At 67.7% G+C, this 13,035-nt stretch carries 12 protein-coding genes; 7 read left to right on the plus strand and 5 right to left on the minus strand.

From position 1 onward, the window contains the following. Positions 1-552 precede the first annotated feature (552 nt). From VB737_RS11315 to VB737_RS11325, 3 genes are all read left to right on the plus strand, one after another. On the plus strand, positions 553-771 hold the full coding sequence (locus VB737_RS11315) for a hypothetical protein (RefSeq protein ID WP_500313034.1): 219 nt from the start codon (positions 553-555) through the stop codon (positions 769-771). Between the two features lie 61 nt (positions 772-832). Next, on the plus strand, positions 833-2,044 hold the full coding sequence (locus VB737_RS11320; RefSeq protein ID WP_500313036.1) for a cytochrome P450: 1,212 nt from the start codon (positions 833-835) through the stop codon (positions 2,042-2,044). A gap of 74 nt (positions 2,045-2,118) precedes the next feature. Further along, positions 2,119-2,424, plus strand: a complete 306-nt coding sequence (locus VB737_RS11325) for a hypothetical protein (protein ID WP_500313038.1) — start codon at positions 2,119-2,121, stop codon at positions 2,422-2,424. Positions 2,425-2,452: 28 nt separating this feature from the next. Here the strand turns inward: VB737_RS11325 and VB737_RS11330 are convergent, their stop codons facing one another. Both VB737_RS11330 and VB737_RS11335 read right to left on the minus strand, forming a co-directional pair. After that, entirely contained in the window at positions 2,453-3,877 is a 1,425-nt protein-coding gene (locus VB737_RS11330; RefSeq protein WP_500313040.1) for a mechanosensitive ion channel domain-containing protein, read from the minus strand. A gap of 72 nt (positions 3,878-3,949) precedes the next feature. After that, complete coding sequence (locus tag VB737_RS11335; protein WP_323243459.1) at positions 3,950-4,741, minus strand: class I SAM-dependent methyltransferase; 792 nt, start codon at positions 4,739-4,741, stop codon at positions 3,950-3,952. Between the two features lie 135 nt (positions 4,742-4,876). Between VB737_RS11335 and VB737_RS11340 the strand changes: the two genes are divergently transcribed. After that, a complete protein-coding gene (locus VB737_RS11340; RefSeq protein ID WP_500313043.1) occupies positions 4,877-5,245 on the plus strand; it encodes a hypothetical protein in 369 nt (122 codons plus the stop codon). Between the two features lie 3 nt (positions 5,246-5,248). On the opposite strand, the gene VB737_RS11345 is transcribed toward VB737_RS11340, so the two are convergent. Genes VB737_RS11345 through VB737_RS11355 form a run of 3 tightly spaced genes read right to left on the minus strand, consistent with a single transcriptional unit; the run spans position 5,249 to position 10,299 of the window. Continuing rightward, positions 5,249-6,094: a hypothetical protein gene (locus VB737_RS11345; RefSeq protein ID WP_323243457.1), complete on the minus strand. Its 846-nt coding sequence runs from the start codon at positions 6,092-6,094 to the stop codon at positions 5,249-5,251. Positions 6,095-6,110: 16 nt separating this feature from the next. Beyond that, entirely contained in the window at positions 6,111-6,932 is an 822-nt protein-coding gene (locus VB737_RS11350; protein ID WP_500313045.1) for a hypothetical protein, read from the minus strand. Positions 6,933-6,990: 58 nt separating this feature from the next. After that, a complete protein-coding gene (locus VB737_RS11355) occupies positions 6,991-10,299 on the minus strand; it encodes a tetratricopeptide repeat protein (RefSeq protein ID WP_500313046.1) in 3,309 nt (1,102 codons plus the stop codon). A 218-nt stretch (positions 10,300-10,517) separates the two neighbouring features. Between VB737_RS11355 and VB737_RS11360 the strand changes: the two genes are divergently transcribed. The 3 genes from VB737_RS11360 to VB737_RS11370 are packed head-to-tail and all read left to right on the plus strand — an operon-like array spanning position 10,518 to position 12,972. After that, positions 10,518-10,988 (plus strand): GNAT family N-acetyltransferase, encoded by a 471-nt coding sequence (locus tag VB737_RS11360; protein WP_323243454.1) that lies wholly within the window; start codon positions 10,518-10,520, stop codon positions 10,986-10,988. Continuing rightward, positions 10,985-11,701 carry an SDR family oxidoreductase gene (locus VB737_RS11365; protein ID WP_500313048.1) on the plus strand — a complete coding sequence of 239 codons (717 nt, stop codon included), beginning with the start codon at positions 10,985-10,987 and terminating at the stop codon, positions 11,699-11,701. The genes VB737_RS11360 and VB737_RS11365 overlap by 4 nt, the downstream gene beginning before the upstream one ends. Before the next feature lie 53 nt (positions 11,702-11,754). After that, positions 11,755-12,972, plus strand: a complete 1,218-nt coding sequence (locus tag VB737_RS11370) for a hypothetical protein (RefSeq protein ID WP_500313050.1) — start codon at positions 11,755-11,757, stop codon at positions 12,970-12,972. The last annotated feature ends 63 nt before the right edge of the window (positions 12,973-13,035 follow it).

Here is a 13,035-nt window from a genome sequence, read left to right on the forward strand (position 1 = left end):
GCGGTCTTGAGCTTGCGGATGATCTGTTCGGATGTGTGCCTGGTGCGTTTCATGGTCGAGTCCCCGGCCCAGTCTGGCCGGCTGAAGACTCTCATTCACCCTGGACCGGTTTCCGGGGTCCACGTCAATGGCACACCAGACCAATTCCTAGTAGCTTTCCGAGCTAAATGGACTGTCCATCCTAGTCATGCGCCTTGAAAACAAAACGCCGGAACGCGAATTTGAGCTCTCTTCTGCAGATAGGTCGTTGAATGCATTCGCGGTCTTAGACAACACAGCAGGTAGAATCATTCTGATCACGACTGAGAATCTCATCCGCAGCATAATCAGAGCTAGCTTGCTACGTTTGAAATACCTGACTGAGGAGGTTTTGATCACATGCACACCATCACCAGCATGGGCATCTTCGAAGACGTGGTGAAGAGAGCACCCAAAGAAGTTTGCGACATCTGTTTGGCGCTCAGATCCTTGATCGCTGGACTACACCCGGATGCTGTTTAGGTGCCCAGACCCGGAGAACCTTCGGCTGCCTATGGCTACGGTGAGAAGAAGATGTCTGAAGCCTATGCCTACATCATGCCGCAGAAGACCTACGCCAATCTTGGCTTCTACCACGGAGCCAGCATCGCCTCCACAGACTCACTCCTTGAGGGGACGGGCAAGACCCTCCGGCACATCAAGGTGCGCAGTGTCGTAATGGCCCAGTCCGATGCGATCAAAGCCGTTCTTCTGGCGGCGATGGACGAACGCAGGACGGCCCTCGGCCTCTGAATGGCCGAGGGCTAATTGGTCATGAGCTTCTCGTTACCGTGATGGCGTCATCGTCCCGACCATGACCGCAGCCCTGTTCAGCCCGGAGATGCTGGTCGATCCCTACCCGACCTACGCCGCGTTGCGGCGGACCGACCCGGTCCACTGGCATGAACCGTTCGGGGCCTGGGTGCTGACCCGCTACGACGATGTGGTGGCTGCCACCCAGGACCCACGGCTGCGCTCCGATCGCGCCGGCGGGATGGCCGAGCGCGCCAGCTGCCCCGAACTGCAGCGCCTCTTCGAGGTCATCGGGGCCCAGATGAACATCACCGACCCGGCACGTCACCATCGGCTCCGCACCCTGGTGGCCAGGGTGTTCACCCCGCGGGCCGTGGATAACCTGCGGCCGGCCGTCGAGACGCTCGTGAATGAGCTGCTGGACCGGCTGCCGGAACAGGGCCGCTTCGATGTGATCGCCGACGTCGCCTTCCCACTGCCGGCTCGGGTGATCGCCCGCCTGCTCGGCCTGGAATCGGGCGACCTGGACCAGCTCAAGCGCTGGTCGGACGACTTCTCCACCGTCTTCGGCACCGACCCGTCCGCCGTGACCGCCGATCAGTACCAGCGGGCGTTGCAGAGCACCCACGAGCTGACCGCATTCTTCAGCGCTGAATTCGCCAAGCGCCGGGCGACGCCCGGGGACGATCTGTTGAGCCTGCTGGTTCAAGCCGAGATTGATGGCGATCGGCTCAGTGAGACGGAGCTGATCGCCAACGCCAATCTGTTCCTGGCGGCCGGCCACGAGACCACCACCCACCTGATCGGCAACGGCCTGCTGGCCCTGCTCCACCACCCCGACCAGCTCCAGCTGCTGCATGACGACCCGTCGCTGATTCCGAACGCTGTCGAGGAGTTCCTCCGCTACGACGGCACGGTGCAGTTCATGGTTCGAGAGGCTGGCGAGGATCTGAGCATCGGCGGCCGCTCAATCCGCAAGGGGCAGCTGGTGTACCTGATGTTCGCCGCCGCCAATCGCGACCCGGCCCGGTTCCCGGATCCCGACCGGCTCGATGTGCGTCGCCGGTTCGACGTCCACCTCGCCTTCGGCCATGGGCCCCACTACTGCCTGGGGGCAGCCCTGGCCCGGATGGAGGCCGGCGTCGCCTTCACCGCACTGCTGCGGCGCTGCCCAGAACTGAGCCTCACCGGCGAACCCCTGGCGTATCAGGACAACCTGGAGCTGCGCGGGCTCAAGGCGTTGCCGGTGGCCATGGATCACCGTTGGGCCTAGAAGCGGGTGATTGACGGCTTCCAACCCTGTCATGAGACTGCGTTGGACCCTCCCAGAGGTTGCTTGCAATGTCCGTGATTGCCGTCTTCACCTACAAGATCCGTCCCGGCCGCTTCGACGACATCATGGCCAAGTTGCAGCAGGCGGCCGGCCCTGAATTCCAGAGCCCGGTGATGCCCAGAGCCGTCCGTCTGTTGCGCAATGCGGTGCCAGGTCCGGACACGACCTCGCTCCTTCTCCACATCGAATACGACGACATGGCGGCCTACGGCGCCCGAACGGCCTGGGAAAACCAGAACCCGGCCTGGCAGGAGCTGTTCGCCGCCAGGCCGGATTCCCCGGAGGAGCTTGAGTCCGTTCAACTGCTCGTTGAGCTCTGAGGATCGGAAGGCGATCGCCGATCGACGCTCAGTCCACCTCCGTTTCCACCGAAGCCATCGCCGGACGTCCGGCCAGCACCCGCTTCAGCCGCTCGCGGAACCATTGCAGGGGGTGGCCCATGTCGGCGTCCCCGAGCAGGCCGCGCTGGCGCAGGCAATCCTCGTAGCTGCGCAGCACGTCGCTGCGGCGAGCCACCTCGCGGGCGACGGTGTCGGCGAATTCGGGCCGCGAGGCCAGCAGGGCGCGGAAGCTGCCGCTGGGGACGACGAACAGCGTCGTGTCCTCGGCCGCCACCATGGTGGTGGGGTAGGGCACCTGGAGCAGCAGCGGCAGTTCCCCGAAGAACTCCCCGGCGCTGAAGGTGAACAGCTTGCGGCTCACCCGCTCCGTTTCGTGAATCGCATCCACCGCGCCACTCAGCACCAGGTGGAAGGAGCGGCCCTCCTCCCCCTGCCGCACCAGCACCGTGCCGGCAGGCGCCTGACGGCGGGCTCCGCTGCCCACCAGTTCCCGCAGGCGCCGGTCATCCATGCTGCTGAAGCAGGGATGGTCGGGCAGGGACGACCGCAGGGGATGCCAGTCCTCGCCCCCTCCGTCCTGTGCGATGGCGCGTCGGGAGGGCAGCAGCTGGATCCGCTGACGGGCCCCGGCCAGCTCGATATGTCGCTCCCTGAGCCCCTGCTCGATCGCGTAGTTGAGCGAACTGCGCAGGCTGAGGCTGGCGTCGATCGCCGAGGTCCAGGCCCACAGCTCGAACGCCATCCCCTGGCCCTGGAGGCCATGCAGCAGCACCTTCGGCGGCGGATCGGCCAGCACCGTGGGTTCGGCCAGGGCCGCCTCCAGAAGCGCCTCGGTCACGGCCAGGGGGTCGCTGCCATGGGCCACCGTCACCGCCACATCCACCCGGCCATCGGAGCTCTGGTAGCTGAGGTTCTTCACCGGCGCATTGGTGATGGCCGAATTGGGCACCACGATCTCGGCGCCCTGGAAGGTGCGGATCACGGTGGAGCGGATCGAGATCTCCCTGATGAAGCCGCTGGTGTCGCCGAACTCGATCTGGTCACCCACCTTCAGCTTCCCCTCCATCAGCAGGGTGAGGCCGCTGGTGAGGTTGCGGGTGAGCTCCTGCAGCCCGAAGCCGATCCCCACCCCCAGGGCCCCGAAGATGACGGCCAGGGCGCCGATGTCGAGCCCCATCCCCTGGGCCACCACCACATAGCCCAGGGCGGCCAGCCCCATCGACACGAGGGTGGCCACCGCCTCCCGCCGCCCCTCCGGCAATGCAAACCAGCGCAGCACCCGTCCGGCCAGCAGCCGCTTCAAGACCCGCGCCGCCAGGCTCACGGCCAGCAGCAGCAGCAGCACCTGCAGGTTCCAGAGCAGGGAGAAGCTCTGGCGGCCCAGGGGCAGCAGCGGGGCCGTGAACAGCCTCTGAAAGCGTTCGAGATCCACCGCTTGGGCTCCGGCGTTGCTCCCTTCTAGTCCGGGTGGGCGGCGTCATGCTGTGCGCGGCGGGCCAGGGGTTCAGCCTCCGGCGGAGAGGGCACCGGAGCGCGATGGCCGGAGTCGATCCCGAAGGCCCCACCGGCACCAGCAGACGAGACGATGGAGGTTCTCACGAACTGCCAGGGGCCACCATCTCCCATAGCCCAACCGGGCCAGGCTCTGCCCGTAACCAACACTGGAGTCCGGCAGGATCACAAAGTCGCCCCCTCTGACATAGAACTGCAGGGGGCTCCGGTGCGTCAGAGCCAGAAAACGCAGGCCATTTCTGACAGAACTCCAGCCGAAGTCATCGCCACAGACGAGGCCCTGTTCCGACGTGACCTTGAGGGCTCCGGCAACGTCCGTCAGCACGGAGTGGGTGTCATGGGCACCATCGACGTAGACCACATCAAAGGCGAGGCCCTGCTGGGCAAAGAACGGCAGGGCGGCGGATGAGGCGGCCCTGAACGGCACGATCCTGTCCTGGAGGCCACTGTCCCAGACGTTGCACAGGAAGTCGTCGAAGAACGTCGGTCCGTAGTCAGTGAGAGAGAGCTTGTCCAGGTTCCACTCCTCGCCGCAACTGCTCAGGAAATGCTCAACGGAGCCCAGCCAGGTGTCCACGCAGTGGACGACAGCATCCGGCTGGACGTCCTTAGCAGCCTCGGCCCAGGCGATCGATGAGGCTCCCATCCAGCTGCCGATCTCGAGAATGCTGGACGGCTTGACAAGCCGGCAGATGTCGCCGAAGAGGGGCTGCGATCTGGGCGTCGCGCTTGCTTTCGAGCGACTGATTCTCGGCTGAGGACAGGACGATGGGAAGGGATACATGATCTGACGGCCTACTCCTTGGTCCGAAGCTATGGCAGTGTTTCCTGACTGTCCAGAAGTTTCAGCACGGTGCCCCAACCCTTCCGCCCGCTTGCTGCAGCCGATTCACCGCGGAAGCGCATCCTCACCGTGATGATGGCCCTCGCCCTGGGTGCAACGCCCTCCTGGGCTGCCCCGGCCGCGCCACCCTGCGAGGCGGCGCTGGGCACCTGGGACTACGTGGCACCCAGCAAGCCGGGGCGGGCCGTGGTCACCAGGCTGACCGACGGTCGCCATCACCTGGTGTGGATCGTGTCGGAAGCCGGAGGGACCGCCGCCGGAGCCTGGGAGGGAAGCTGCGAGGGCTCCCGGCGCACCTGGCGCGTGCTGTTCCCTTCGGATCCCGGCATCGCCGGGCTGAAGGTCGTGGAGGAGTTCGAGGTGGACGGCGATGCGATCCGCTTCTGGCTTCTGGGCCCGGATGGCAAGCGTGGGCCGATGGGTGGCGCCCGTCGTCTCCCCTGAGGGCTACGAACCTCCGGCGAGCCCGACCTGCACGCTCTGCTCATTCAGAAAATAGTTCGCATCAAAGGCCTTCAGCTTTCGATCCATCAGCCGATCCTGCTTCTCCGGATCATCGAGGCGCAGGCAGTCGGAGGGGTTGCCGTCCACGCACAGCAGTGGAATGACCACATCACTTTTGTCATACCCCCACTCCAACACCCTCCCACCCAGCAGGGCGTTGCCCTTGGGCGGCTCCCGCGTCAGGACGGGAACCAGCACATCCACCTGGGCCGCATAGGCTCCCGGGGGCAGGGAAACGATCACCGAACGGTGAATGGTTTCGCCGGGATTGATGTGGTCGTCGACGAACAACTTGCCGGCCGCTTCGGTGGGATAGGGCTGGAGCACCGCCCCCCTCTCCACATGGATGGCATCAAAGGGTCCGCTGGCGCGACTCGAGAACGTGGAGCGATTCAGCACCTGGCGGCGAATCGGGAACAGTTCCCAGAAGCTGCTGAGCAGGTAGAGCCGGCGGGTGCTGGCGTTGGTGGCGCTGACCTTCAGTTCCCGTTGCAGGGATCCTGGCGATGGGCCGCTCGCGCCGCCGCCGGCCACCGGGGTCAGGCTGATCTCCAGGCTGATGCTGGCGGGCGCCTGGGAGGGCACATAGATCTCCTTCCAGAGGAAGGTGTAGATCCCCCAGGAGGCGGCGATGATGATGCCCAGCGTCCTGACCCATTCGTGCAGCGATGGCGAGCGCAGCCAGGGGGGCAGGCGCAGCGATCCCGCCCTGGCTCGGGCGCCGGGCATGCCTTTCGGGGGCAGCGTCTCACGCTCTGCATGGGGCTTGATCGGGGGTTCGCTGCTCACGGGCTCTGGGAGGGCCTCACTTCTGCCCGGTGAAACTGGGCACACGCCGCGGGCAGGGGGAGTTGGGCAGCCTCCTGCAGCGCCGGTTCATCACCGCCATCGTGTTGAACGCGGCCCGGTCCGTCCCCGTGGCCAGGGCGCTCAGCAGCGCTGGATCGGGCACCTGGTCCCTGGCGAGCTGGGCCATCGCCTCATCGGAGCAACCCGCCAGTTCCGTCATGCCGAGGCCGGTGAGCAGGGCATAGGAGCGCTGGCTGCGGGTTCCCATCTGCTCGGCCATGGCGGTGCCGTAGGCCCCGTTGGCCGGAGCCACGAGTTGATCGGGCTTGGGTGGGTCCTGGGGCCTGGGTTGCAGCCCGGTGGCACCGATCAGCACCCCCGCCAGGCAGTTGGCCTGAAGATTGGCGACGGCGGGTGAACGGCGCGAGGCTCCCTGATGACTCAGGATCGCGGTGCCCAGGCCGGTCCCGACCCAGTAGGCCAGGCCCCACTCCCCGTGGCGGCTGGCTGCCTTCTCCAACCTGGTGCGATCCAGCAGCAGCTTGCCGCTGGCGGCACAGACCAGCGCTGGGCTCTGGACTCCCACCGCCGCGTTGGTCGCCGTGCCGGCCCCGGGGCAGGCCGACTGGGGCGTCTGGCCGGCGGGAAGCACCTCGATGGCCGGCCAGGGCAGCCTGGCGGTGCCTGGATCCGTGTTCCAGCTCTGGCGGAGCTGGCCGGCGATGGACGCCACCATGGCGTCCAGTTCCGGGGCAGCGGCCCCAGGGGCCACCGGCGCCAGCAGCGAGGCGGTGACCAGCAGAACGCCCAGTGCCGCAGACCCCTGTTGGTATGGCATGGGAAGAACCAACAACAGGCGACCTCCGGTTCAGTCTGCCTGGTGTGCAGGCGATGGCTCACAACCCCGGGATCGGCCCCCCGTCGCCGGTGAGCTGCCACGCAGCCCAGAACTTGTGGTCGGCCCAGTCCGGCTCCGGCGGGTTGCTGCGGAACTCCTGCTGCACCGCCGCCAGCGCCTCCATGCGACCCATCCCCCGCTTGAGCAGGGCGACGTAGCGCTGCATGAACGCCGCCGTGGCCTCATCGTCCACCTTCCACAGGGACAGCAGGGTGGAGCGGGCGCCGGCCACGGTGAGGGCCCGCTGCAGGCCGTAGACCCCCTCGCCGGTCTGCAGGGTGCCGGAGGCGGTGTCACAGGCGGAGAGCACCACCAGCTCGGTGCCATCGAGTTGCAGCTGGGCCGCCTCCTTGGCGGTGAGATAGCCGTCATCGCTGGCCATCGCGGCGGGTGCGGCCGCCCGACTGCGGTTGGCGCCCGCCAGCACGATGCCGCTGTTCAGCAGCGGGTCGTCGCTGCCAGAGGTGAAGAACCCGTGGCTGGCGATGTGCAACACCCTGGGGCCGCGCGCCTGCTGCAGCACGGCGGTGGTGGCGGCGGATCCCTGGTACAGGGCAGCGCCGAGACGTTCGGCGATCCAGCTCCCCTCGGCGGCCGTGGCAGGGAGGGGTTGCCACTGGCCCGGGCCACCGAAATCAGGGGCGGCGAGCACCAGGGCCCGCTGGGCTCCAGCCCCGGGGCTGCCCAGAGTGAGCAGGTCACGGCCGCTGGTGAGGATCCGCAGCTGCACCTGCTGGCCCAGGATGGGGGCGGAGTCGGACTCGGCCCCGCTCGGACTCCTGGTGGGCGCCGGCAGGGCCGTGAATGGGATGCGGCTCAGCTCGCCATCGGGGGAGACGAACCAGCGCCGCCGCCCCTGCAGCTGCGGCAGCAGGGGCTCCAGCACCTGCTGGCTCACTTGGGCCCAGAACGGTCCGGCGGGGCGGTTGCGGGCCAGGCTCTCGGCCAGGGCCCGCTGGATCAGGGGATCGATGGCCGCCGCCGGGCCGAGGTCCACCGCGCGGGTCTCCCCATCGGGGAACAGCAGCATCGCCAGATAGCGCGCCTCCCCCCAGCTCCTGGCCTCCGGTTGACGGGCGTCGTAGGGGCGGAAGCGTTGGAATTCGATCAGCACCCCATCCGCCGGCAGGGCGGCGGCCACCTGGGCGGCGTCCACCAGGCGCGGAGTCAGGGCCGGTAACTGGCGGTAGAGCTCCTGCTCCAGCCGATCCCGTTCCTGCTGCAGCGTGCGTCGCTGCGGCTCACTGAGATTCACATCGGCAAGGCGGGCCGTGATCGCCGTGAGCTGACCCACCAGGATCTGCTGGGCCGGAGAACCACGGCCCAGCTGGGCCTGGCGCCGTTCGATGTCCTGCAGCAGACCATGGCGGTTCAGGCGGGTGAACAGGGCCAGGGAGGCGCCCGCCGGGGTCGTGGCCACAAGGGAATAGGGGATTTCCCAGACGTTGCCGAGGGCCTTGATCTGCTCCTGCCGCCGGGCCTGGGGCAGCAGGGGGGCTTCCCGCTGCAGAAACAGGGACTGGCTGCCGATGCCGCGACGCAGCAGGGGTTCGGCCCTGGCCTCAGCCCCCTGGCTCAGGTACCCCTTGGCCAGATTGTTGACGCTGAGGGCGGTCGTGGGGTGATCGGGCCCCAGCGCGGTCTCGTAGATCCCCATGGCACGCAGGAAGAGGGGTTCTGCCTTGGCATGGGCGCCCTGAAGCCGGTAGAGATCCGCCAGGTTGTTGAGGCTGCCGGCGGTATCGGGATGGTCGGGCCCCAGGGCCTTCTCCCGGATCGCCAGGGCGCGTCGGTGCAGCGGCTCGGCCCCTTCGGCGGCACCCTGGTTGTCGAGGAGCACCGCGAGGTTGTTGAGGCCCGTGGCGGTGACGGGGTGGGCGGGCCCCAGTGTCTTCTCCTGGATGGCCAGGGCGCGGCGCAGCAGAGGATCGGCGCGGTCGTAAGCGCCCTGATCGCTGTACAGCATGGCCAGGTTGTTGAGGCTGGCGGCGGTATCGGCGTGGCCGGAACCGAGCGCCTTCTCCCGGATCGCCAGGGCACGACGCAGCAGGGGCTCCGCCTTCGCGTAGGCACCCTGATTCCGATAGAGCAGCGCCAGGTTACCCAGGCTGGTGGCCGTGTCGGGGTGGTCAGGACCCAATACCTTTTCGTTGATCGCCAGGGCGCGCAGATAGAGGGGTTCGGCCTTGCCGAAGGCACCCTGGTTCTCCTGGAGCGCCGCCAGGTTGTTGAGGCTGGTGGCGGTGTCGGGGTGATCGTCACCCAGCGCCTTCTCCTTGATGGCCAGGGTGCGGCGCAGCAGGGGCTCCGCCTCGGCATAGCGGCCCTGGTTGATGTAGAGCGTTGCCAGATTATTGAGGCTGAGAGCCGTTTCCTGATGGTCAGGCCCTCGCCGCTTCTCCATCATCGCAAGGGCGCGCAGATAGAGGGGTTCGGCCTTGGAGTAAGCGCCCATATCGCTATACAGCAGACCAAGCGTGACCAGGCCAACGGCGAGATCAGGGTGATCAGGATCAAGTGTTTTCTCCCTGATGGCCAGAGCACGAAGAAGCAGGGGTTCGGCCTTCCGATAGAGGTTCAGCTTGCTGTAATGGAGCCCAAGACTGATGAGACTTGTCGAGGTGTCAAGATGATCAGGGCCCAGCGCCCTCTCTCTGATCCTGAGGCCGCGCAGATAGAAGGGTTCCGCTATCGCATACTTGGCCTGATTGGTGTAAAGCAGTCCAAGGTTGTCGAAGCCGAGGGCGAGCCCCGGATGGTCAGGTCCCAAAGCCTTCTCGGCGATGGCAATGGCTCGCAGGTAGAGCGGTTCGGCCTTGGCGTTGTTGTTCTGCTTGGAATACAACCAGGCGAGGTTGTTGATGCTGAGGGCGGTGAAGGGATGGTCCGGCCCGAGGATCCTGGTTCTGATCGCCAGGGCACGAACAAGAAGGGGCTCTGCCTTGGAAAAGGCGCTCTCCTTGATGTACAGCAGCCCGAGGTTGTTGAGGCTTGTGGCGGTATCGGGATGGTCGGGCCCCTGCGCCTTCTCACGCCAGGCCAGCACCTGTTCCCATACCAACGCCGCCTTTGCGTAGTCGCCCTTGGCTTCGAGGGCGTTGGCCTGGTCCATCCACTCCCAGACCTGGGCTGGGATCTGGGGATAGCGCTCACCCAACGGCTGGGCGAGCCACCCCTGCAGCCGTGGCCGTGGTGACTGGCCTTGGTGATCGATGGCCGCCGACCGCTGCCCATCCGCCAGCAGGAGCATGGCGAAAGCGGCTCCCCAACGGAACAGGGCCAACGAGGAACGAGCGGACCGCGCCATGGGCGAACGGGGAGGCTCCGGCGCGACGCCAGAGGTGCCTGGAATCCGTCGGGCACCGATCACCAAAGTCTTCCCGCCTCCGGTATGTGGTCCAGCATGGACGGTTCCCCGGTCTCTGGCTGGTGCTGGCGCAGAGCGATGGGGTGGGCGTTGCGCCGCATCCTGCCCGCACCCCGATCACGACCACACTGGCCAGATGATGTGGATCACGTCTGCCCATGACGATTCAGCCCTCCGTCCGTGTCCTCGGACCGGCCGACATGGGCACCCTGCGCTCCCTCCTGGCCCTGTTTGCCGACGCCTTCGACGATCCCGGGAGGTATCCCGAGCGGCAGCCTTCGGATCCGTACCTGCACGATCTGCTGGCCGGTGAGATGTTCCTGGCGATCGTCGCCGAGACCGGGACGCGGGTGGTGGGTGGACTGACGGGCTATGTCCTGCCGAAATTTGAGCAGGAGTGCCGCGAGTTCTACCTCTACGACCTCGCCGTGGCTCTCGATCACCGGCGCCGGGGGCTGGCCACGGCGATGATCGAGCGCCTCAGGACGCTCGCCGCCGAGCGGGGCTTTGACGGGATCTTCGTCCAGGCCCATCGCGACGACGGGCCCGCCGTCGCCCTCTACGCCAGGCTGGGTGTCGGGGAGGATGTGCTGCACTTCGACATCGCCCCTGCGGGAGCGGGTCCATGAAACTGATGGTGGTCGGGGCCAGCCGCGGGCTTGGCCGTGCCTTTGTCGAGGGTCTGGGCAGCGCCGGTGACACGGTGATCGGCGTCTCGCGGCGACGGCCCGATGGCCTGCGGCTGCCGACGGGCGTCGAGCTCGGCTGGATCGAGGCGGATCTGGCGGAGCCGCTGCCGGCGGTCCGGTGGATCGAGCAGCAGGCACCCGCCCAGCTGGATGTGCTGATCTACAACCTCGGCATCTGGGAAGCGAACGCCTTCAGCGAGGCCTACAGCTTCCTGGAGGATCACGACGAGAGCATCGCCACCATGGTGGCCATCAACATCACCGGCGCGCTGATGCTGCTGCGGCGCCTGATTCCGCGGCTGCTCGGCTCCCCCAGGCCCCAGCTGATCCTCACGGGCTCCACCTCCGGCCTGCGCCGCAGCGGGCAGCCGGAGGTGACCTTCGGCGCCTCCAAGTTCGCCCTCACCGGCATCGCCGATGCCCTGCGGGAGAGCTTCCGCGACCAGCAGCTGGCGGTGACCTGCCTGCAGCTGGGCTACCTCAACACCGACGACGGCCTGGAGGTGCCGCCCGAGGCGGCCGCCGGGCGCGGTGAGGGCCGGCAGATTCCGCTCCACGACGTGATCCGGATCGTCTCGGCCCTGCTGCAGCTCTCGCCGGCGTCCTTCGTGCGCGAGCTGGTGCTGCCCGCCATCGGCGACGAACGGTTCTGACTGGCGGGGCACCCCTACGCTGCTGCCACAACACTGCTGGCGGATTGATCGCGTTGAGCGCCACGGTTCGCGGCGCCCGGCGCAACGGACTGGGGCTGCTGCTCACGCCGCTGGTGCTGCTGCGTCGCTCCGTGCAGGGGCTGGCCCTGGCCCTCGAGCGGATGATCTGGCGGGAACTGATCGAGGACGAGGTCCCCGCCAACCCGCTCGTCAGCCTGCTGGCCTTCCTGCTGTTCTCCGGCCTCTGCCTGCTGGTCAGCCTCCAGGGGGCCGTGGGCTATGTGATCGGCCTGCTGCTCTTCCTGCTGCCGATGGAGTGGCTGATGGCCCGGCTGGGCTTCGGCGCACCGCTGCAGCGGCGGGTGCTGCTGCAGAGCTGGGGCGAGCGCCTCCGCCTGTTCGTGGACACGCCCGGGGGCAGCGAGCGGCTGGAGGTGGACCGGGCCGCCATCACGGCCGTGCGGATCCGCCAGGCCAGCGTCCAGCTGCCGCCGCTTGGGGAGCGGCCCCTTGGCTGGGATCTGGTTCTGGCGGTGGCCGATCCCCCCAGGGAGCACCTGCTGGCCCGTGCCGCCAGCCTCTACGGCACCTGGCAGCAGGCCCACGCCCTTGTCGCCGATCTGGGGGTGCCCCTGCGCCTGGCCGGTGCCTGCGACGCCAGGCAGCTCGCCGGGTCCCGGCCGGGCGGACCGCAGCCGGACGATGTCTGGAAACTGGAGACGGGGGTCTCCAGGACACGCCTGATCCGCAGCCGCCGTGGCGTGGGCGCGGCCCAGTGGTGGCGCTCCTTCGCCGACCAGGGCAGTTACCTGCTCTTCGTCGCCGTGCTCAACACCGTGATGGTGAAGTACGGCGGCTTTCTGGTCTGGATGTTCGGGCCGCGCCTGGGCCTGAGCGAACCCACCACCCTGGTGCTGGATCTCTCCCTGCCGGGCCTGCTTTCGCTGGGGCTGCCGGAGTGGACCGTGGTCCAGGTCCTGCTCGTGGTCGCCGCCCTCGGCGCCGCCGGGGTCGGCAGCTACCGGCAGTGGAGCCCCCAGGAGATCTGCCTGACGGGCGACCAGCTCCTGCTGCGCCGCCCGGGCCAGCCCAGCCGCCAGCTGCCGCTGCGGCTGATCACCGGCGTGCTGCTGCTAAGCGGCCCAGAGCCCCGGGTGATCCTCTGGAGCGAACGCCGGCCACCGATCGTGGTGGACGGCCTCTCCGGTGAGCGGGAGGCGGCCGAGCTGCTGGAGAAGCTGGAGGCTGTCCTCGATCGGCCCCGGGGATGATGGAGCCCGTGATCCTCCGCAACACCCACCCGCTGGCCGCAGGGCTGGCCGCAGCCCTGGTGG

It is taken from the genome of Synechococcus sp. BA-120 BA3 (assembly GCF_034931285.1).
GTDB lineage: Bacteria > Cyanobacteriota > Cyanobacteriia > PCC-6307 > Cyanobiaceae > Cyanobium.

Excerpts from the sequence above, each read along its gene's own strand:
- VB737_RS11315 (WP_500313034.1), top strand. The coding sequence starts at position 553 with ATGTCTGAAGCCTATGCCTACATCATGCCGCAGAAGACCTACGCCAAT.
- VB737_RS11320 (WP_500313036.1), top strand. The coding sequence starts at position 833 with ATGACCGCAGCCCTGTTCAGCCCGGAGATGCTGGTCGATCCCTACCCG.
- VB737_RS11335 (WP_323243459.1), bottom strand. The coding sequence starts at position 4,741 with ATGTATCCCTTCCCATCGTCCTGTCCTCAGCCGAGAATCAGTCGCTCG.
- VB737_RS11340 (WP_500313043.1), top strand. The coding sequence starts at position 4,877 with ATGGCCCTCGCCCTGGGTGCAACGCCCTCCTGGGCTGCCCCGGCCGCG.
- VB737_RS11350 (WP_500313045.1), bottom strand. The coding sequence starts at position 6,932 with ATGCCATACCAACAGGGGTCTGCGGCACTGGGCGTTCTGCTGGTCACC.
- VB737_RS11355 (WP_500313046.1), bottom strand. The coding sequence starts at position 10,299 with ATGGCGCGGTCCGCTCGTTCCTCGTTGGCCCTGTTCCGTTGGGGAGCC.
- VB737_RS11360 (WP_323243454.1), top strand. The coding sequence starts at position 10,518 with ATGACGATTCAGCCCTCCGTCCGTGTCCTCGGACCGGCCGACATGGGC.
- VB737_RS11365 (WP_500313048.1), top strand. The coding sequence starts at position 10,985 with ATGAAACTGATGGTGGTCGGGGCCAGCCGCGGGCTTGGCCGTGCCTTT.